Below are 19,617 nucleotides of genomic sequence, written 5' to 3'. Positions count from 1 at the left end.
CTCTGTAAGGCAACCGGTTGACAGACTGCTGATCAGCGTCTGCGCCACTACCGCACCACCCAGCTATCGAACCGCGCGGCGGTTCGTCGTTCGAAGGATTTTCAATGATGAGGACCACACGCACCACCCCGCACGCGGGCCGCACCCGGCGGCTGGCCGTCGTCGCCGGCGGATTCGTCGTCACGGCCGCGATCACCCTCTCGGGATGCTCGTCGCCCGAGCCTGCGGAGCCGTCCGAGGGTGCCGAAGACGTCACCCTGACGTTCATGAACCAGTCGCGGGGCCAGGAGGCCGCGCTCACGCAGCTCGCGGAGCAGTACGAGGACGAGACGGGCGTCACCGTGACCATCGACTCTCCCGGACCGGCCGACTACCTGCCGAAGCTGCAGGCGAAGGCTCAGTCGAACTCGATGCCCGACATCTATTCGTCGTTCCAGGCCACCGACATGGCTCCTTTCTACAAGGCCGGGTGGGCGATGGACCTCACCGACGAGCTCGAGGGGGAGTGGAGTGACGACTTCAGCCCCGCGATCATCGAGATGTCGACCTTCGAGAAGGACAACAACCTCGACGTTCCCGAGGGGATCTACACGGTCCACTGGGAGACCCAGACCTACGGCTTCCTGCTGAACCCGTCACTGACCGGCGTCACCCTCGACGATGCGCCGGAGACGACCGAGGAGTTCATCGACGCGCTCGCCGCATCCGACGGGGGCAGCTTCTCGGTCGCAGCATCGCTGACGCCGCAGTTCCTGCAGGCGATCGCCTCCAACTGGCTGACGGATGACGAGATCGCCGCGACCTTCAACGGGGAGGAGAGCTGGGAACAGGATGCCTGGCGCGAGGCCTTCCAGGTGCTGGTCGACATGAAGGATGCCGGCGTGATCGCCAATGACGCGCTCGTCGGCGGCCAGGACGACAACCCCAACGTGGAGTCGTCGTTCTTCACCCAGGCGATGGGCTCGATCTTCGATGCGTCGCCGGGGGTGTCGGTGGGTCTGCGCACGAACCCGGAGTTCGAGGACTACTTCTCGGTCGGCATTCCGGTCGTCGACGGCGGCACGGAGGATCCTCGCTCTCCGGGAGTCCCCGGTAAGGGCGCGGTCATCAACCCCAAGGGCGAGCACCCGGACGAGTCTCTCGCGTTCGTGAAGTGGCTGACCGAGCCCGAGCAGCAGGCCGTGTTCGCCGAGGTCGGACGCATCCTGCCCACCAACCCCGAGCTGCTCTCCAGCGGAGACGTGCCGGAGCAGCTCGCGGGCTTCGCCTCGGGAGTCGAGACCGTTCAGGTCATGTCCGCGACGTTCGCGACCGACGTGCGTACCGCGATCGTCGCCGAAGCGCAGCGCGTCGTGCTCGGAGAGGCGACGATCGACGAGGCACTGGCCAACATCCAGGCCGCTCAAGACCGAGTGTCATGACGTCGACCACTCTGCCGCTTCCTGCGCGGCGCCCCGAGCGGGCGCCGCGCAGGAAGCACTCGCTGCGGGCCAACCTGCTGGGGTGGCTCTTCCTCGCGCCTGCCATCGCGCTGATCGGCATCTTCACGATCGTGCCGTTCGGACAGGCGATCCTGCTCAGCTTCCAGACCTGGGACGGCGTGAGCCCGGACACTCCGTGGGTGGGGCTTGCCAACTACGAGTTCATCGCGAGCGATCCGGTCTTCTGGGCCTCCATGAGGAACGTGCTCTTCTTCGGAGTCGTCGGGTTCTTCGTCGGCAACGGCGTCGCGCTCGGCATGGCGCTGGCCGTCAATCGCGTCACCCGGGGCAAGACGTTCTTCCGCACCGTGTTCTACCTGCCGGGAGTCCTCTCGGTCGTGGTCGTCGGCCTGCTGTTCTCGTTCATCCTCGCCCCCGGATCGGGCGTGCTGAACCGCGTGCTCGACCTGGTCGGTCTCGGGGCCCTGCAGCAGAACTGGCTCGGCGATCCGTCCGTCGCGCTTCCCGCGGTGGCCGCGGTCTTCGTCTGGTTCCACTGGGGGTTCGGCTTCCTGCTCTTCCTCGCGGGGCTGCAGGACGTGCCCAAAGAGCTGTACGAGGCTGCGGAGCTCGACGGCGCGAGTCCGTGGACGCAGTTCCGCTACATCACCTGGCCCCATCTCGCACCGGTCACCTCGATCGTGAGCCTGCTCACACTGCTGGCCGCGCTGCAGATCTTCGGCACCGTGCAGGTGCTCACGAACGGCGGGCCCGGCTATCACACGATGGTGCCCACGCTCGCGATCTTCAACGAGGCGTTCGTCAACTGGCGCTACGGAAGCGCCGCCGCCATGTCCGTCGTGTTCGGAGGCGCTCTCGTGCTGCTCTCGGTTCTCCAGCTCGCCATCACCGGGCGGAGGTCCCGCGCATGACACTCATCACCCAGCCGCCGGTCGAGGAGGCGGAGACCACGATCGACCAGCCCCGGCCGCGACCGCGTCGTCGCATCCGCGCCGACAGAGTGGGGCTCTACGGGCTCCTCATCATCGCGGCGCTGACAGCGCTGCTGCCTCTGCTCTGGATGCTCTCGGGGTCATTGCAGAGCCTCACCGAGCTGCTGTCGAACGACAGCTTCCTGCCGGCGAGCCCGCAGTGGCAGAACTACGTCACCGCGTGGGTGCAGGGCGATCTCGGCACCTACCTGCGCAACAGCGTGATCTACACGGGGTGCGCGGTCGCCGGCATCCTGCTCGTGTCGAGCCTCGCGGGCTATGCACTCGCTCGGCTGGACTTCGCGGGCAAGGGGGTGTTCACCGTCATCATCCTGGCCGTGATGATCATCCCGGCGCCGGCGATGTTCCTAGCGCAGTACAAGCTGCTGATCTCGCTCGGGCTGACCAACAATCCGGTCGGCTACATCCTGATCCTGATCACCTCGGGCATCCCGATGTCGACCCTCATCATGCGCAGTTTCTTCGTGAGCCAGCCTCGAGACCTGGAAGAGGCCGCGGCGTTGGACGGGGCAGGGCCCCTCCGCATCTTCTGGAGCGTGATCCTGCCGCTCGCGAAGCCAGGGCTCGCAGCCGTGGCGGTCATCCAGGGTCTCGGAGCGTGGAACGAGTACCTGATGGCGCTCGTGCTGTTCGACGACAACGCGCTGATGCCCATCCAGCGAGGTCTCACCGCGTTCACGTCCGCAGAGACGCCGCAGCAGCAGATCCTGCTCGCCGCGACCACGATCTCGATCGTGCCCGTGGTGATCTTCTATCTGATGGCCCAGCGCCACATCGTGAAGGGCATCGGCGCCGGAGCGATCAAGTAGCGTCTTCGCATCATCGGTACTGCCGGGTGCAGCGAGGCCCCGCACTGCGCTGCAGTGCGGGGCCTCGCGTGTGGAGCTGCCGGTCAGATGCCCACTCCGGCGCGGAAGCGGTCGACCCCGATCTGGCCCTCGACCACGGCTGCGGTCAGCTCTTCGACACTGGTGTCCTCGCGCCGCACATCGAGGATCTTCCTGCCGTGATTCATCACGATGTGCCGATCGCAGACCTTGTAGGCGTGGTGCAGGTTGTGGGTGACGAGAACCGAGCTCACGCCCTCGGTCTTGAGCTGTCGGAGGTAGTCCAGAAGAGCCTCGGTCGCACGCACGGCCAGGGCCGATGTCGGCTCGTCGAGGATGAGCAGGCTGCGCTTGAAGTGCACTGCGCGCGCGATCGCGACCGCCTGCGCCTGTCCTCCCGACAGCGACGAGACGAGCTGCTTCGAACTCTTGATGCCCTCGATCGTGACGACGGTGTCGAGGATGTTGGTCGCGATGGCATCCATCTGCTTCAGCTTCATGAAGCCGAGGGGGTTCGTGATCTCCCGACCCATGAAGATGTTGCGGGTGATCGACATCTGATCGACGAGGGCGGAGTCCTGGAAGATCGTCTCGACGCCCAGCGACTCGGTGGTCGGTCGGTTGACGGTCGGCACGGCGGTGCCGTCCCAGTAGTAGGCCCCCGAGGTCATCGGCACGACACCGGACATGATCTTCACGAGGGTCGACTTGCCTGCGCCATTGTCGCCGAGCAGGCCGACGACCTCGCCGCGGCCGATGTCGAACGAGACGTCCTTCAGCACGGTGTTCGCACCGTACTTCTTGGTCACGCCCTCGAGACGCAGCAGGTAGTCGGAGGTCATGATGCCTTGCCTTCCATGAGCTTGTTGAAGACGGCGGCGATCACGATGATGAGGCCGACGAAGAGCTGGATGTAGAAGCCCGGTGCCTTGGCGAGGATCAGGCCGTTCTCGATGAGTCGGATCAGGGCGGCGCCGATGATCATGCCGATGACCGATCCGCGACCGCCGTTCAGAGAGGTGCCGCCGACGACGGCCGCAGCGATCGCCATGAGCGTGTAATCATCGGTGCTGCCCGGCTGCATGGAGCCGGTGCGGACGGAGATCAGGATCGACGCGAAACCGACGAGCAGGCCGAAGACTCCGAAGGCCAGGAGACGCACGGAGTTGGGCTTGATCGAGATCGCCTTGGCCGCAGACGCGTTGCCGCCCACTGCGAAGATGTGGTTGCCGAGCTTGTGGCGATGCAGGAACGCCCACGCGGCGAGGCCGATCAGGACCAGCCAGACCAACTGCGACCGGAAGAAGCCGAAGTCGCCGGCGAACACCGTGACGAGAACGTCGTCCTTGCCGTCGACGAGGATGGCGGGAGAGGTGCCGTTGACGAAGATGCTCGCGCCCACCCAGAAGAACCCCATGCCGAGTGTGGCGATGAAGGACGGGATGCGGGTGAGCACCACGATGAGTCCGTTGATCAGAGCGATGGAGGTGGAGGTGGCGAGTCCGGCGACGATGCCCCAGCCCCAACCGACGCTCTCGGAGACGTTGATGAAGACGATCGCGGTGAAGCCGACGTTCGCACCGAGCGAGAGGTCGAACTCGCCGGCCACCATCAGGATGCCGGCTCCGAGGCCGAGCAGCGCGAGCACGGGGATGCTCTGCGAGATGACTCCGGACAGATTGCTCGCAGAGAGGAAGGGGAAGGCGGCGGGGGCCACCGAGCCGGCGATGATGAAGCCGATGAGCACCAGGGCGACGATCACGCCGATCTCGAGTGCGCCGCGGCCTCGGCTGTAGCGGATGCTCTCGCGGAGGGAATCGCCGAACGTCCGCGGGGTGCTGTCGCCGAGCATCCGCCCGGTGACGACGGTCTCGGTCGGTGCGGGAGCAGTCAGGATGTGCTCGCGCGGTCTTTCTGTGGGCTGAGACATCTCATGCCTTTCGGGGAAGTGAGGAAGAAGGAGGCGGGGGCCGCGCCCCAGGCTGCGGCCCCCGCGAGTCGAGCTCTCAGAAACGGACGCCCTTGAGCTTGTCGTTCTCGAGCAGATCGACGTTCGACTCGTCGATCAGGCCGCGCCCGCCGGAGTTGATGTTGGCGGGGGAGAGGCCGAAGTCGATGTAGAGGATTCCCTGCGTGACGGACTGGAATCCCTGCACATACCCCTGCTGGTCGGCGGTCGCGATGATGTCGCCGCTCTTGATGCCCGCGACGACCTGAGGCGAGGTGTCGAAGCCGACGACCGGCACCTTCACTCCGGCCGCCTCCATCGCGGCGACGATGTTCCGGTGCGGGGTGCCGCCGAGAGGAGCGATCGCGGCGACATCCGGGTTGGCCGTGAGCCAGGCGGTCAGGGAGTTGAGCGCTTCCTCGTCGTTGCCCGAGGTGCGAAGGAATTCGCCCTTCGCACCGACCTCGTCGAGCGAGGACTGCACGCCGCCGCCCCGGTTGATCGCGTAGGCCTGCTCGGGCTCTTCGGCGGGGAGCAGGACCTTGTCTCCGCTTCCGAGACCTGCTTCTTCGACGAGCCGTTCGCCGACGATCTCCCCGACTTCGAAGAAGTCCTGCCCCACGAAGCCCGACACGCAATCGGCGGCCGACTCGGGCGCCGGCACGTTGTAGGCGACGACGGTGATGCCCGCCTCGGCGGCGTCGCAGGCGACGCCCACCCACTTCTCGCCCTCGTTGAAGGGCATGAAGATCAGGGCGGGGTCGGTGGCGATCGCCGTCTGCACGAGGTCGACCATCTTGTCGGGATCGCCCTCGGCGGTCTGGTGTGTGAGCGTCAGATCTCCGAGTTCGGCGGCATCCTCGCCGCCCTGCAGGATCTGGGCCCAGAAGGGATCGCCCGCCGGGTTGTAGTAGGTGAAGAAGTAGGCGTTGCGGTTCTCGGCGAGAGAGCCGTAGCCGCTCTCGAGACCACTGGACGCGTCGGTCGAGCCGTCGGAGGCGGCGGCGGAGCAGCCCGCCAGGGCGAGGGCCGACACGGTGACGGCGACGAGTGCCATCCCGGTGCGGGAGCTGTGTGTGAGTGTCACGACGTCGTGATCCTTTCTTGCGCCGGCGGGTTCCGGCTACCGTCATTGGTGCGCTGAGCGTATCCAGCACCTGGCAAGAAGTCAATAGAATGTTCTGACATTCGGACCTATAGGGTGGGCAAGTGAAGATCTCGATGAATTCCACCGCTTCTTTCCACGGCACCACCCTGCGAGACATCGCCGTCGCGAAGTCGGCCGGATTCGATGCGGTGGAGTTGCAGACGCCGAAGCTGTTCCGGTTCCTCGACGCCGGCTACACGGCGCGCGACCTCGTGGGTCCGCTCGACGGGTTCGCCGTCTCGGGAGTGGGAGCGATCCAGGAGGCACCTCACGACCGGTTCGTCCGCGATGCCACTCGGCTGGCCGAGGTGGCCGAAGTGATCGGCGCTCCCTTCGTGCAGATGTGCACGGGGCCGGTCGACGTGCAGGTCGTCAAGGACTTTCGCGCAGGGACGCTGACGCCCGGCGACCTGCGCTATCGCGGCTCGCTCGGCCTGACGGACGCCGAGTCGCTGGCCGAGACGGCTCACCGGGTCGCGCTCGCCGCGGACATCGCAGCCGATCACGGGGTGGGTCTGTATCTGGAGCCGTTGGCGTGGTCGCCGATCAACCGCGTGTCGCAGGCACTCGAGATCTTCGAGCGGATCGACCGGGCGAACGTGAGGCTGTGTGTGGACTTCTGGCACTTCTGGGCATCGGGCGACGTGCCGGAGGACGTCGCGGCGCTGCCCGCCGATCTGATCGCGGCCGTGCACGTCTGCGACGGCCTGCATGTGCCCGCGGGGGAGATCCCCGATCAGGGAGTCTCTCGCAACGTATGGACCGGTGCGGGCGACATCCCGCTGCAGGAATGGGTGGACGCTGTCCGCTCCACCGGGTACGACAGCTGGTACTGCTCGGAGATCTTCTGTGACAAGGTCGCGGAGCTCGACGATGAGCTCGTCGCCTCGACGCTCCGCAACACCATCAGCATGCTGCTGCGGTGAGGGCGAGCCGGTCGCGCTACTTGGCGACCAGCGTGGTCTCGAAGCTGTACAGATCGGGTCGGTAGATGTGCACTCCGAACTCGATCGCTCGGCCGGCGCCGTCGAACGAGGTGCGCTCCATCTGCAGCACGGGCCCGTCACGGTCGATGTCGAGCAGCTTGCCCTCATCGTCGTGAGCCCGTCGAGCGCCGATCCGCTGCTTCGCTACACGGATCGTCACGCCTCGACTGCGCAGAATCTGGTATAGGCCCTGATCCTCCAGCTGCTCCCGGGTGATCTCGGCGATATCGGCGGGGAACCAGTTCTCGAGGATCGCCACGGGGCTGCCGTCGGAGGTGCGGCGGCGGCGGATGTGCAGCACCTCGGCGCCCGCTGGGACGCTGAGGTGCTCGGCGACGTTCTCGGGGGCGGGAGAGAGCTCGTGCAGCAGCACGGTCGTGCCGGGGCTGTGCTTCGAGGTCTGCAGATCATCGAAGAGGCTGGTCAGCTCGACCTGGCGGGTCACCTGCCCCTGCACCACCTGCGTGCCGATTCCGCGGCGACGTACGAGGAGGCCCCGATCCACGAGCTCCTGGATCGCCCGCCGAACGGTCGGGCGAGAGAGTCCCAGGCGCTCACCGATCGCGATCTCGTTCTCGAGGCGCGCACCCGGCGGGATCTCGCCTGATCGGATCGCCGCCTCGAGCCTGCTCGACACCTGGAAGTACAGGGGAATCGGCCCTGTGCGATCCAGATCGTGGAACAGGTGGTCCGGCCATACGCCGTCCGTCGTCGCCATCTCGTGGTCTCCCTCGTTTGTCGCGACAATATTACCTCCCGCGGACTTTGTCACCTCAGAGCGTGAGAGCCGCGGGTGCGGACCCCTTGCAAGAATCGCCCCTTGTGTTATTGTTAAGACATATCCCGTCCATTGCGATCAGGAAAGTTGTACACAGGAGTATGACCGGAGAAAAGACCTTCGACGTCGTCGCCCTCGGGCGCCTCGGCGTCGACATCTACCCCCTCGAAAGTGGCGTCGGTCTCGAGGACGTATCGACGTTCGGCAAGTACCTCGGCGGAAGCGCGGCGAACGTCGCCGTGGCTGCCGCTCGTTACGGTCGAGCCGTGCAGCTCGTCTCCCGGACGGGCGACGACCCCTTCGGCCGCTACCTGCATCGGGAGCTCACGAGGCTCGGCGTGGACGACTCTGCCGTCGCCGTCGATCCGGATCTGAAGACGCCCATCACCTTCTGCGAGATCTTCCCTCCCGATGATTTCCCGCTGTACTTCTACCGCGAGCCGAAGGCACCGGACCTCAACATCACGTCCGACCAGCTCGATGCGGGCGCCATCCGTGCAGCCGGCGTCCTCTGGGCGACGGTGACCGGTCTTTCGCAGGAGCCCAGCCGCCAGACGCACTTCGATGCCTGGGCGATGCGCGGTCGCGCAGATCACACAGTCCTCGATCTCGATTACCGGCCCATGTTCTGGGCCGACCCGAGTGAGGCGACCGCTCAGGTGGTTCGCGCTCTCGAGCACGTGACCGTGGCCGTCGGCAATCGCGAGGAGTGCGAGGTCGCCGTCGGCGAGACAGAGCCTCTCCGAGCCGCGGATGCTCTTCTGGAGCGCGGGGTGCGCCTGGCCATCGTCAAGCAGGGACCGAAGGGCGTGCTCGCCAAGACGGCCGACGAGACGGTCGAGGTGCCGCCCCACTTCGTCGACGTCGTCAACGGCCTCGGCGCCGGCGACGCGTTCGGCGGGGCCTTGTGTCATGGGCTCCTCTCGGGCTGGGGTCTCGAGGAGATCCTCCGGTTCGCCAACGTCGCCGGCGCGATCGTCGCCTCGCGACTGGAATGCTCGACCGCCATGCCCACCGTGTCCGAGGTGCAGCAACTACTCGAAGGAGCCCGAGGATGACCGGCATCACCCTCTCGGCAGACGACTTCTCCCGTCTCCGTGACCTGCGCGCCTCAGCGCCGCACGAGATCGCGACGCGACTGCGCAACCGCCGCCGCCGCGACCTGCTCGGGGTCGACGGAAAGCTGTTCATCGTCGCAGCCGACCACCCCGCCCGCGGCGCTCTCGCCGTGGGCTCCGACCCCATGGCCATGGCCGATCGGTACGACCTGCTCGATCGGCTCGCGACGGCGTTGAAGCGCCCGGGCGTCGACGGCGTGCTCGGCACACCCGACATCATCGACGACCTGGCCGCCCTCGGGCTGCTCGACGACAAGATCGTCGTCGGGTCGATGAACCGAGGCGGCCTGCGGGGCGCGACCTTCGAGATGGACGACCGGTACGGTGCCTACACGGTCGACGAGCTCGCAGCGATCGGCGCAGATTTCGCGAAGACCCTGATCCGGATCAATCTCGACGATGCAGGAACCGCGCCCACGCTGCAGGCGACGGCCGACGCCGTCACCGCGGCCGCGAGAGCTCGGCTGCCGATCATGCTCGAGCCGTTCCTCAGCCGCTGGAAAGACGGCCACATCGTCAACGATCTCTCGACGGATGCCGTCATCGCCTCGATCGCCATCGCGGCCGGCCTCGGCGCGTCGTCTGCGTACACGTGGATGAAGCTCCCGGTCGTCGAGGACATGGAGCGGGTGATGGCGGCGACCACCATGCCGACGCTGCTTCTCGGCGGCGACTCCGGTGCCGATCCCGATCAGACGTTCGCCGCGTGGGAGGACGCTCTGACCCTTCCCGGCGTGCGCGGGCTCACCGTCGGCCGCACGCTCCTCTATCCCCCTGATGGTGACGTCGCCTCTGCGGTCGATGCCGCAGCAGGGCTCGTCCGCGGCGCCGCCGCCTCCATCCGCTGAACTGCCCTCCACGAAGGATCACCCATGAGCACCACTGAACCTCGCGTCATCTCCCACTGGATCGACGGCGCCGACAGTCCGTCGAGCAGCGGACGCACCGCGCCCGTCTACAACCCCGCCACCGGAGCGGTGCAGGCGCAGGTCGCGCTGGCCGACCAGGCCGAGATCGACGCGGCCATCGAGTCCGCACAGCGCGGATACCAGGTCTGGAAGACCTATTCGATCGCGAAGCGTCAGACCGTCATCTTCGCGTTCCGCGAGCTGCTGAACGCCCGCAAGCGCGAGCTCGCCGAGATCATCACGGCTGAGCACGGCAAGGTCGTCTCCGACGCCATGGGCGAGATCCTTCGCGGCCAGGAGGTCGTCGAACTCGCCACAGGATTCCCGCACCTCATCAAGGGGGCCTTCAGCGAGAACGCCTCGACCGGAGTCGATGTCTACTCGCTCAAGCAGCCCCTCGGCGTGGTCGGCATCATCAGCCCGTTCAACTTCCCCGCCATGGTGCCGATGTGGTTCTTCCCGGTCGCGATCGCCGCAGGCAACGCGGTCGTGCTCAAGCCCAGCGAGAAGGACCCTTCGGCTGCCCTCTGGCTCGCTCAGCTCTGGAAGGAAGCCGGTCTTCCCGACGGCGTGTTCACGGTGCTGCAGGGCGACAAGCTCGCCGTCGACGGTCTGCTCCACAGCCCGGTCGTGCAGTCGATCTCGTTCGTGGGCTCGACCCCGATCGCGCAGTACATCTACGAGACGGCGTCGAAGAACGGCAAGCGGGTGCAGGCCCTCGGCGGTGCGAAGAACCACATGCTGGTGCTGCCGGACGCCGACCTCGACCTGGTCGCCGATCAGGCCGTCAACGCCGGATACGGCGCCGCCGGTGAGCGGTGCATGGCGATCTCGGTCGTGCTGGCCGTCGAGCCCGTCGCCGACGAACTGATCGCCAAGGTCTCGGAGCGCATCGCGAACCTGCGCATCGGAAACGGCGCGGGTGTCGACGGCGTCGAGCCCGACATGGGCCCCCTGATCACCGATGTGCACCGCGACAAGGTCGCCTCGTACGTCGACATCGCAGAAGCCGACGGCGCGAAGATCGTCGTCGACGGCCGTGGCCTGAAGATCGACGGCCACGAAGACGGCTTCTTCTTCGGGCCCACCCTGATCGACGACATCCCGATCACGTCGCGCGCCTACACCGAGGAGATCTTCGGCCCGGTGCTCTCGGTCGTGAGGGTGCAGACCTTCCAGGAGGGGCTCGATCTGATCAACTCGGGCGAGTTCGGCAACGGCACCGCCATCTTCACCAACGACGGAGGCGCCGCCCGGCGCTTCCAGAGCGAGGTGGAGGTCGGGATGATCGGCATCAACGTGCCGATCCCCGTGCCGGTCGCGTACCACTCGTTCGGAGGCTGGAAGGCCTCGCTCTTCGGCGACGCGAAGGCGTACGGTGTGCACGGGTTCGACTTCTTCACGCGGGAGAAGGCGATCACCAGCCGCTGGCTCGACCCGGCCACGCACGGCGGAATCAACCTCGGATTCCCGCAGAACAACTGACCCGATCCGGATGCCGCCCGCGGGGGAGCGGGCGGCATCCATTCCTCTGAGAGCACGAAGATGAGCACCACAGAAGATCGCTGGTTCCACCGACGGGGCACACTCGCGCGCGACGGATGGCAGAGCGTGGTCGACGCCTCGCTCGCCGGGTGGCAGCACACCGGCATCCGCATCGCCGAGCTGACGGATGGCGACGAGCTCGAGCTCACGGCCCTCGACGTCGAGCGGATCATCGTGCCGCTGGCCGGATCGTTCCGCATCGCGCACCACCATCACCCCGGCGAGTGGCACACACGACTGCACGGTCGTGCGTCGGTGTTCGACGGGCCGACCGACGTGCTCTATCTGTCGATCGGCACGACGGCGACCATCAGCGGCGAAGGCCGCGTCGCGGTCACCGAAGCGCCGACCGCCGAGCGTCGCGACTGGCAGTACATCGCCGCCGAGGAGACGCCCGTGGAGCTCCGCGGGGCGGGGCGCTCCAGCCGTCAGGTGCACAACTTCGGCACTCCGCAGGCGCTGGACGCCGCTCGGCTGATCGTCTGCGAGGTCATCACCCCGGCCGAGAACTGGTCGTCGTACCCTCCGCACAAGCACGACGAGCACAAGCCGGGGCACGAGTCGCGCCTCGAGGAGATCTATTACTTCGAGAGCGCCCCGTCGCGCTCGGGCGGCAACCCGGACGCGGCCGACGGCGCCTTCGGGATGTTCAGCACCTACTCCTCGCCCGCAGGTGAGATCGACATCAATGCGATGGTCGGCACCGGTGACATCGCACTCGTGCCCTATGGCTATCACGGCCCGGCCGTCGCCGCCCCGGGGTACGACCTCTACTACCTCAACGTCATGGCGGGTCCCGACCCGGAACGCACGTGGCTGATCAGCGACGATCCCGCTCATGCGTGGGTTCGCGACACCTGGGACGGTCAGGAGTTCGACTCCCGGCTGCCGTACGAGAACGAGAACGAGAACGACAAGGAAGGCCAGCCCTGATGGCGAACACGAAGACGATGACCGTCAGCCAGGCGCTGGTCGAGTTCCTCGGACACCAGTGGACCGTCGACGGCGACATCCGCGAGCGAACGGTCGCGGGCATGTTCGGCATCTTCGGACACGGCAACGTCGCCGGCATCGGCCAGGCGCTCAAGCAGTTCAACGTCGAGCAGCCCGACCTGATGCCCTACTACCAAGCGCGCAACGAGCAGGCGATGGTCCACCAGTCCGTCGGCTACGCCCGGATGCACCGGCGCAGAGGCACTCTCGCCTCCGCGGCCTCGGTCGGACCGGGTGCGGCGAACATGCTGACCGCGGCGGCCCTGGCGACCTCGAACCGGCTTCCCGCGCTGCTGCTGCCGAGCGACACCTTCGCCACCCGCGTGGCCGATCCTGTTCTGCAGCAGCTCGAGCACCCGCACGACCCCGGGATCCAGGTGACCGATGCCTTCCGGCCGCTGTCGGTGTTCTTCGACCGGGTTCAGCGCCCTGAGCAGCTGTACTCGATCGCGCTCGGAGCGATGCGCGCTCTCACCGACCCGGTGCAGACCGGAGCGGTCACGATCGCGCTGCCGGAGGACGTCCAGGCCGAGCGGATCGAGGTGCCTCTCGAGTTCCTGCAGGATCGCGAGTGGCACGTGCGCCGGCCGTTGCCCGAGCGTGCGGCGCTCGCTCGTGCAGTCGCCGCCATCCGCTCGGCGAAGCGTCCGTTCATCGTCGCCGGTGGCGGCGTGCTCTACGCCGGTGCCGAAGATCACCTGCGAACACTCGTCGAGGCGACCGGCATCCCGGTCGGCACCTCGCAGGCGGGTGGCGGCTCGCTCGTCTGGGATCACCCGCAGTACCTCGGCGGCGTCGGCGCGACCGGCACTCTGGCGGCGAACCGCATCGCGGCGGAGGCCGACGTCGTGATCGGCATCGGCACGCGCTACAGCGACTTCACCACCGCATCCCGCACCGCTTTCCAGAACCCCGACGTCGTGTTCGTCAACATCAACATCGCATCCTTCGACGCCTACAAGCACGGCTCGCAGCTGCCGGTCATCGCCGATGCCCGCGAGGCGCTGAGTGAACTCGCCATCGAGCTCGAGGGCTGGGAGATCACCTCCGAGTACACCGAGCGCATCGCCCGCGAGAAGGCAGCGTGGGATGCGAGCGTCGATGCGGCCTTCGCGCCGTCAGGACTCGCGCTTCCCGGGCAGTCCGAGATCATCGGCGCCGTGCAGTCGGCTTCCGCCCCGGAAGACGTCATCGTTCAGGCCGCAGGCTCGCTGCCCGGAGACCTGCACAAGCTGTGGCGGGTGCGCGATCCCCTCGGATATCACGTCGAGTACGCGTTCTCGTGCATGGGGTACGAGATCGCGGGCGGCATCGGTGCGAAGCGCGGGCTGGTCGCCGACGGCGACGACCGAGACGTCATCGTCATGGTGGGCGACGGCTCGTACCTGATGCTCAACACCGAACTCGTGACGGCCGTCGCCGAGGGCATCAAGGTGATCTTCGTCCTCATCCAGAACCACGGCTACGCGTCGATCGGGCACCTCTCCGAGACGGTCGGCTCCGACCGTTTCGGCACCTGGTATCGCGAGTACGACCCTCAGGCGCGCAACTTCCAGGGCGAGCAGACCCTGCCGATCGATCTCGCCGCGAACGCCCGCAGCTACGGACTCGACGTGATCGAGATCGAGCCGGGAGCCGGGGCCATCGACGCGCTGTCGGCAGCTGTCGCCGAGGCGAAGGCGTCGGCGACATCGACCTTCATCCACATCAACAGCGACCCACTCCTCTATGCGCCCGACGGCGACGGATGGTGGGACGTACCCGTTCCCGAGGTCTCCACGCTCGCCAGCACGCAACAGGCGCGCACCGAGTACCTCGCACAGCAGGCGCACCAGCGTCCGCTCCTCGGCTGACTTCAACGGAGAACTGACATGACTGACACCACCACCACTCCCGCCGCCGCGGCAGCAGGCGCCAACCCGGGTCTGCGCATCGGCACCGCCCCCGATTCCTGGGGCGTCTGGTTCCCGGACGACCCGAAGCAGGTGCCCTGGCAGCGCTTCCTCGACGAGGTCGTCGCCGCCGGGTACTCGTGGATCGAGCTGGGCCCGTATGGGTACCTGCCGACCGACCCGCATCAGCTCGAGGACGAACTCGGCTCGCGGGGGCTCAAGCTGTCTGCGGGCACCGTCTTCACCGGATTCCACAAGGGCGACGACCAGTGGCAGCGCGCGTGGGACCAGGCGCTCGCCGTCGCCGGACTCGCATCGAAACTCGGCGCCGAGCATCTCGTCGTCATCCCCGACCTGTGGCGCAGCGATGCGACCAGTGAGGTGCTCGAGGCGCGCACCCTCACCGACGAGCAGTGGAAGAAGCTCGCCGCAGGGCACGACCGCCTGGGCAAGGCTCTGCTCGAGGAATTCGGAGTGAAGCAGCAGTTCCACTCGCACGCCGACAGCCACGTGGGCACCACTCGTGAGGTCGTGCGCTTCCTCGACGAGACCGACGAGCGATACACCAACCTGTGCCTCGACACCGGCCACTTCGCCTACTACGGCGGCGACAACGTCAAACTCATCCAGGAGCGCCCCGATCGCATCGGATACCTGCACCTCAAGCAGGTCGACACGTCGCTGCTCTTCGACGTGCTCAAGAACGACGTGCCGTTCGCGGATGCCGTCACGCAGGGCATCATGATCGAGCCGCCGCACGGCGTGCCCGATCTCGGGCCGATCATCGACGCGGTCGCCGCGATCGATTCCGAGATCTTCGCGATCGTCGAGCAGGACATGTACGGCTGCGACGTCGACTACCCCTTCCCCATCGCCCAGCGCACACGCGAGCACATCTTCGGATGCACCCATCTCGCCCGCATCCACTGATCCCTTCTCTTCTGGAGCACTGAACTCATGACCTCTGACCTCCGTATCGGCGTCGTCGGCGCCGGACTCATGGGCGCCGATCACATCGCGCGCATCACCCATCGCATCTCGGGCGCCGTCGTCTCGGCGATCGTCGAGCCCGATCCCGGGCGCGCGGCGGCGGCCGCGGAGAAGGCTCCGGGAGCCGTGACCTTCAGCCGTGTCGAAGACGCGATCGCCGCAGGGGCACTCGACGCCGTGCTGATCGCGACCCCGGGTCAGTTCCACGAGCCGGTTCTGGTGCCGGCACTCGGGGCCGGTCTTCCGATCCTGTGCGAGAAGCCGCTCACACCCGACTCCGCCACGTCGTGGGACATCATCCAGCGCGAGCAGAAGCTCGACAGGCCGCACATCCAGATCGGCTTCATGCGCCGCTTCGACCCCGAGTACGCGGCCCTGCGCGAACTGATCGCCTCGGGCGACGCCGGCGATCTGGTCATGGTGCGCGGCGTGCACCGCAACCCCTCCGTGCCCGACAGCTACACGCAGACGATGCTCATCACCGACTCGGTCGTGCATGAGTTCGACGTCATCCCGTGGTTGGCCGGATCCGCTGTGAAGTCGGTCGAGATCAAGTTCCCGCGGCGCAACACCCTCACTCCCGAGCACCTGCGCGAGCCCATCCTCGTGATCATGGAGCTCGAGAACGGTGTGCTCGTCGACGTCGAGATGAACGTGAGCGTGCAGTTCGGCTACCAGGTCGGCACCGAGGCGGTGTTCGAGAAGGGCATCGCCCGCATCGGGCAGCCGTCGGGCCTGCAGCAGTGGCGCGACGGGCAGTTCTCGATCAAGGACCACACGAGCTTCACGACGCGCTTCGCGGAGGCGTACGACCGCCAGATCCAGCGGTGGGTGAACGCCGTCAAGGACGGCCGCCTCGTCGACGGTCCTAATGCCTGGGACGGATACCTGGTCGCGCTCGCGTGCGAGGCGGGGGTCACGGCGCTCGACGGCGGTATCGTTCCCGTCGAGGCTGCTGAGCGTCCTGCGTTCTACGCCTGAGCCGGAGAGGAACCGACATGGTCCGCATCGCACTCGACCCCACGCCGTACCACCACGATCACGCGCTCCTCGACTTCCCGGACGTCGCCGCGCGTCTCGGGTACGAGCATCTGCATCTCACGCCGCACGCCGATTTCGCTCCGTTCTTCCGGCATCCGAAGGCCGACGACGCGCTCGCCGCCGCGCTCAAGAAGCGCGCGGCGGACGCCGGTGTGACGATCCCCGCGCTGCTCCCGGTGCAGCGCATCTCGTCTCCTGTCGAGGCGGAGCGCACAGCGGCCGTGCGCAACATGCGGCGCATCATCGAGCTGGCCGTCGCTCTGGAGGCCCCGGTGCTGAATACGGAGTTCTCGGGTCGACCGGAGCTCCAGGAGGAGAGTGAGGACGCGTTCTACCGCTCGATGGAAGAGCTGCTGCCCCTGCTCGAGCGTGAGGGGGTGCGGCTGAACATCGATCCCCATCCCGACGACTTCGTCGAGGACGGGCTCGAGGCCTGGCGGGTCATCCGCGGGCTGAACTCGTCGGCCGTCGGATTCGTGTACGTCGCCTCGCACACGTTCCACTACGGCGACCGTGCGGCGACCCTGCTTCCCGAGATCGGTGAGCGACTGGGCGCGGTCTACGCGGCCGACACCTTCGACCACCATCGCTCTCATGGCCTGCGCTACATCTCGAACCCGCCCGGCAACGCGGCCCGCGTGCACCAGCACCTGCAGATCGGTGACGGCGACGTGAACTGGATCGAGCTGTTCGACACGCTGCGGACGACCGGCTATCTCGATCGCCCGGATGCGCTGCTGGTCTCGAACGTCTTCGCCGAGGATGAGCGGGCGGACGAGGTCTCGCGCTTCCAGCTGCAGAGGCTGCGCGAGCTGATCGGCTGAGTCCCGCGCACGAGCCGCGCGTCGCGCAGACAACCCCCCTCCTCGATCTCGAGGAGGGGGCTTTTCCATGGCCGGGGCGCGCGAAGAGAGGGGGTGGGGAGCCGGTCAGGCTCCCCACCCCCTCTCTGAGGCGATGCATCAACGACCCGCGAGGCGCTCCCGACGAGGGATCGTGCGGATCGCCTGGGTGCGGAAGTCGGTCTCGAGCGTCTCGAGCGAGCGGCCCTTGGTCTCGGGGACCTGCGTGAGCACGAACCAGAGCGACACAGCATTGATCGCCGCGAACAGCGCGAAGGTCCAGGTGGATCCGATGCCCTCGACGATCTGCGGGAAGACGAAGGAGATGAACGCGTTGACCGTCCACAGCACGAACACGGCGAGTCCCATGGCGAGGCCTCGGATCGCGAGCGGGAAGATCTCGCTCAGCAGCAGCCAGACGACGGTGCCGATGAAGCCCTGCACGAACGCGACGAAGAGCATCATCGCGGCGAGGATCAGGTAGCTCACGGCATCGGAGTGGGGGAGGAGGAACACGAGGGCGAGCACGATCTGCGAGCCGACCACCCCGCTGAAGCCGATGGCCAGCATCCTGCGTCGCCCGATGAACCCGATCAACCAGATGCCCACGATGGTCATGATGACGCTCGTGAGTCCGACGCCGATCGTCGCGATGAGGGCGGCCTGGTCTCCGAGACCCGTCTGGGTGAGGATGCTGGGCGCGTAGTAGTTGACTGTGTTGATGCCTGTGGCCTGTTGCACCGCGGCCAGACCGAATCCGACATAGAGGAGCCGTCGCATCCAGCGGTTGTCTCGCAGCGCGCGCCAGGCGTGGCGACGCTGATCGCCCTCGATGCTCGCGTTCTGCGCGATCTCGGCGAGCTCTGTCTCGACCTCCTCGGGCGTGCGGCTCTTGCTGAGCACCAGTCGCGCTTCATCGAGACGACCTCGGGCGCCGAACCAGCGGGGTGATTCGGGCAGGAGCAGCATGCCGACGAGCAGGATGATCGCGGGCACGGATGCGACTGCCAGCATGATGCGCCAGACGTGCGTGTCACTGATCAGCACGGCGAGCAGTGCGTTGATCGCGAAGGCGAGCAGCTGACCCGTGACGATCATCAGCTCGTTGATCGTGACCATACGTCCGCGCTTGTCGGCCGGCGCCATCTCTGCGAGGTAGAGCGGGCACGCCACGGCAGCGGCGCCGACTCCGAACCCGAGGAAGATGCGCGCGACGACCATGATCGTGACGTTCGGGGCGATCGCGCAGGCGATGGCTCCGATCAGGAAGATCACGGCGCAGACGAGAAGGCTGCGCTTGCGCCCGAGCGCATCGGCGATGCGCCCACCCAGGAGCGCGCCGAAGGCGGCGCCGGGGAAGAGGAGTGCGCTGACGACCCAGGCTTCCTCTCCTGTCGACATCGCGAGGTCATCGCGCATGTACAGCAGTGCACCGGAGATGACTCCGGTGTCGTAGCCGAAGAGCAGACCGCCGAGGGTGGAGATCACCGTGAGGCGAGCGAGGAACCCCCGCCCTGCGGTGCCGCCGGTCACAACCGACGACGGTCTGGTGATGCGGGAATTCGACACGAGGACGCTCCTTTGCGTGCAGTCGCCGCACGGTGGATGCCGCGGCGACGGAAGGGGTGATGCGGAACGTGACAAAGCGTTCCATGTAAAGACATTCTCGCATGGAGGAGTGTTTGGGCGCAAGGGTTTGACGGACTGATTCTAATAATGTGAGAATGTCAGGACAAATACTCAGGAGGAACCATGCCACTCGTACGGATCGACCACAGCGACGCCCGCTCGAACTCCCAGGAGATCTCGGAAGCGATCCACGACGCGATCGTCGAGGTCTACGGCATCCCCGTCCGCGACCGATTCCAAGTGATCACCTCTCGATCGGCGACCACGATCATCGCGGAGGATGCCGGTCTCGGGTTCGATCGGACCGACCCCGTGATCATCCAGATCTTCACCCAGCGTGGGCGCAGCGATCAGATGAAGCAGAGCCTGTACGCCGAGATCGCAGCCCGACTCGCTGCGGTGGGCGTCGTGGGCGAGGACGTCTTCATCGGGTACGTCGAGAACGGCCCTCAGGACTGGTCGTTCGGATTCGGTCGGGCGCAGTACTTGACTGGCGAACTCGCCGTACCCTCTGCCGCTCCCTCGGTCTGACCGCGAGA

Annotated in this window: 18 protein-coding genes; 13 read left to right on the top strand and 5 right to left on the bottom strand. The window is 66.9% G+C overall.

Annotated features, from left to right (window positions below; genetic code table 11):
* Positions 1-104: 104 nt before the first annotated feature.
* The 3 genes from AC3WS6_RS17340 to AC3WS6_RS17330 are packed head-to-tail and all read left to right on the top strand — an operon-like array spanning position 105 to position 3,243.
* The gene (locus AC3WS6_RS17340; protein ID WP_492502255.1) at positions 105-1,421 is read left to right on the top strand and encodes an ABC transporter substrate-binding protein; all 1,317 of its coding nucleotides are present in this window, start codon (positions 105-107) and stop codon (positions 1,419-1,421) included.
* A complete protein-coding gene (locus tag AC3WS6_RS17335; RefSeq protein ID WP_492502254.1) occupies positions 1,418-2,353 on the top strand; it encodes a carbohydrate ABC transporter permease in 936 nt (311 codons plus the stop codon). The genes AC3WS6_RS17340 and AC3WS6_RS17335 overlap by 4 nt, the downstream gene beginning before the upstream one ends.
* Entirely contained in the window at positions 2,350-3,243 is an 894-nt protein-coding gene (locus AC3WS6_RS17330) for a carbohydrate ABC transporter permease (protein WP_492502253.1), read from the top strand. Before AC3WS6_RS17335 ends, AC3WS6_RS17330 begins: the two co-directional genes overlap by 4 nt.
* A gap of 83 nt (positions 3,244-3,326) precedes the next feature.
* Here the strand turns inward: AC3WS6_RS17330 and AC3WS6_RS17325 are convergent, their stop codons facing one another.
* From AC3WS6_RS17325 to AC3WS6_RS17315, 3 genes are all read right to left on the bottom strand, one after another.
* Positions 3,327-4,103 (bottom strand): ATP-binding cassette domain-containing protein, encoded by a 777-nt coding sequence (locus AC3WS6_RS17325; protein ID WP_056514757.1) that lies wholly within the window; start codon positions 4,101-4,103, stop codon positions 3,327-3,329.
* Complete coding sequence (locus AC3WS6_RS17320) at positions 4,100-5,191, bottom strand: ABC transporter permease (RefSeq protein WP_492502252.1); 1,092 nt, start codon at positions 5,189-5,191, stop codon at positions 4,100-4,102. The genes AC3WS6_RS17325 and AC3WS6_RS17320 overlap by 4 nt, the downstream gene beginning before the upstream one ends.
* Before the next feature lie 76 nt (positions 5,192-5,267).
* Complete coding sequence (locus AC3WS6_RS17315; protein ID WP_492502251.1) at positions 5,268-6,296, bottom strand: substrate-binding domain-containing protein; 1,029 nt, start codon at positions 6,294-6,296, stop codon at positions 5,268-5,270.
* 134 nt (positions 6,297-6,430) lie between these two features.
* Here AC3WS6_RS17315 and AC3WS6_RS17310 point away from each other — a divergent pair, with 134 nt between their 5' ends.
* Positions 6,431-7,282, top strand: coding sequence for a sugar phosphate isomerase/epimerase family protein (locus tag AC3WS6_RS17310; RefSeq protein WP_492502250.1), 852 nt, complete (start codon positions 6,431-6,433; stop codon positions 7,280-7,282).
* 16 nt (positions 7,283-7,298) lie between these two features.
* Here the strand turns inward: AC3WS6_RS17310 and AC3WS6_RS17305 are convergent, their stop codons facing one another.
* Positions 7,299-8,060 (bottom strand): GntR family transcriptional regulator, encoded by a 762-nt coding sequence (locus tag AC3WS6_RS17305; protein WP_492502249.1) that lies wholly within the window; start codon positions 8,058-8,060, stop codon positions 7,299-7,301.
* A gap of 161 nt (positions 8,061-8,221) precedes the next feature.
* On the opposite strand from AC3WS6_RS17305, the gene iolC reads away from it, so the two are divergent.
* The 8 genes from iolC to AC3WS6_RS17265 are packed head-to-tail and all read left to right on the top strand — an operon-like array spanning position 8,222 to position 17,431.
* Positions 8,222-9,178, top strand: coding sequence for a 5-dehydro-2-deoxygluconokinase (iolC, locus tag AC3WS6_RS17300; RefSeq protein ID WP_492502248.1), 957 nt, complete (start codon positions 8,222-8,224; stop codon positions 9,176-9,178).
* A complete protein-coding gene (locus AC3WS6_RS17295; RefSeq protein WP_447913601.1) occupies positions 9,175-10,086 on the top strand; it encodes a Cgl0159 family (beta/alpha)8-fold protein in 912 nt (303 codons plus the stop codon). Before iolC ends, AC3WS6_RS17295 begins: the two co-directional genes overlap by 4 nt.
* 24 nt (positions 10,087-10,110) lie before the next feature.
* Positions 10,111-11,631 (top strand): CoA-acylating methylmalonate-semialdehyde dehydrogenase, encoded by a 1,521-nt coding sequence (locus AC3WS6_RS17290; RefSeq protein WP_259160483.1) that lies wholly within the window; start codon positions 10,111-10,113, stop codon positions 11,629-11,631.
* A 60-nt stretch (positions 11,632-11,691) separates the two neighbouring features.
* On the top strand, positions 11,692-12,624 hold the full coding sequence (gene iolB, locus AC3WS6_RS17285) for a 5-deoxy-glucuronate isomerase (RefSeq protein ID WP_492502247.1): 933 nt from the start codon (positions 11,692-11,694) through the stop codon (positions 12,622-12,624).
* The gene (gene iolD / locus AC3WS6_RS17280) at positions 12,624-14,537 is read left to right on the top strand and encodes a 3D-(3,5/4)-trihydroxycyclohexane-1,2-dione acylhydrolase (decyclizing) (RefSeq protein WP_492502246.1); all 1,914 of its coding nucleotides are present in this window, start codon (positions 12,624-12,626) and stop codon (positions 14,535-14,537) included. Before iolB ends, iolD begins: the two co-directional genes overlap by 1 nt.
* An 18-nt stretch (positions 14,538-14,555) precedes the next feature.
* A complete protein-coding gene (locus AC3WS6_RS17275; protein ID WP_492502245.1) occupies positions 14,556-15,506 on the top strand; it encodes a sugar phosphate isomerase/epimerase family protein in 951 nt (316 codons plus the stop codon).
* A gap of 27 nt (positions 15,507-15,533) precedes the next feature.
* Positions 15,534-16,547: a Gfo/Idh/MocA family oxidoreductase gene (locus AC3WS6_RS17270; protein WP_492502244.1), complete on the top strand. Its 1,014-nt coding sequence runs from the start codon at positions 15,534-15,536 to the stop codon at positions 16,545-16,547.
* 17 nt (positions 16,548-16,564) lie between these two features.
* Positions 16,565-17,431 carry a sugar phosphate isomerase/epimerase family protein gene (locus AC3WS6_RS17265; protein ID WP_492502243.1) on the top strand — a complete coding sequence of 289 codons (867 nt, stop codon included), beginning with the start codon at positions 16,565-16,567 and terminating at the stop codon, positions 17,429-17,431.
* A 138-nt stretch (positions 17,432-17,569) separates the two neighbouring features.
* Here the strand turns inward: AC3WS6_RS17265 and AC3WS6_RS17260 are convergent, their stop codons facing one another.
* Positions 17,570-19,018 (bottom strand): sugar porter family MFS transporter, encoded by a 1,449-nt coding sequence (locus AC3WS6_RS17260; protein WP_492502242.1) that lies wholly within the window; start codon positions 19,016-19,018, stop codon positions 17,570-17,572.
* A 183-nt stretch (positions 19,019-19,201) separates the two neighbouring features.
* Here AC3WS6_RS17260 and AC3WS6_RS17255 point away from each other — a divergent pair, with 183 nt between their 5' ends.
* Positions 19,202-19,609, top strand: coding sequence for a tautomerase family protein (locus AC3WS6_RS17255; protein ID WP_492502241.1), 408 nt, complete (start codon positions 19,202-19,204; stop codon positions 19,607-19,609).
* Positions 19,610-19,617: the final 8 nt, after the last annotated feature.

Source organism: Microbacterium sp. EB106-03-03-XG65 (assembly GCF_058791955.1).
This window is presented reverse-complemented; position numbering and strand designations above follow the sequence as displayed.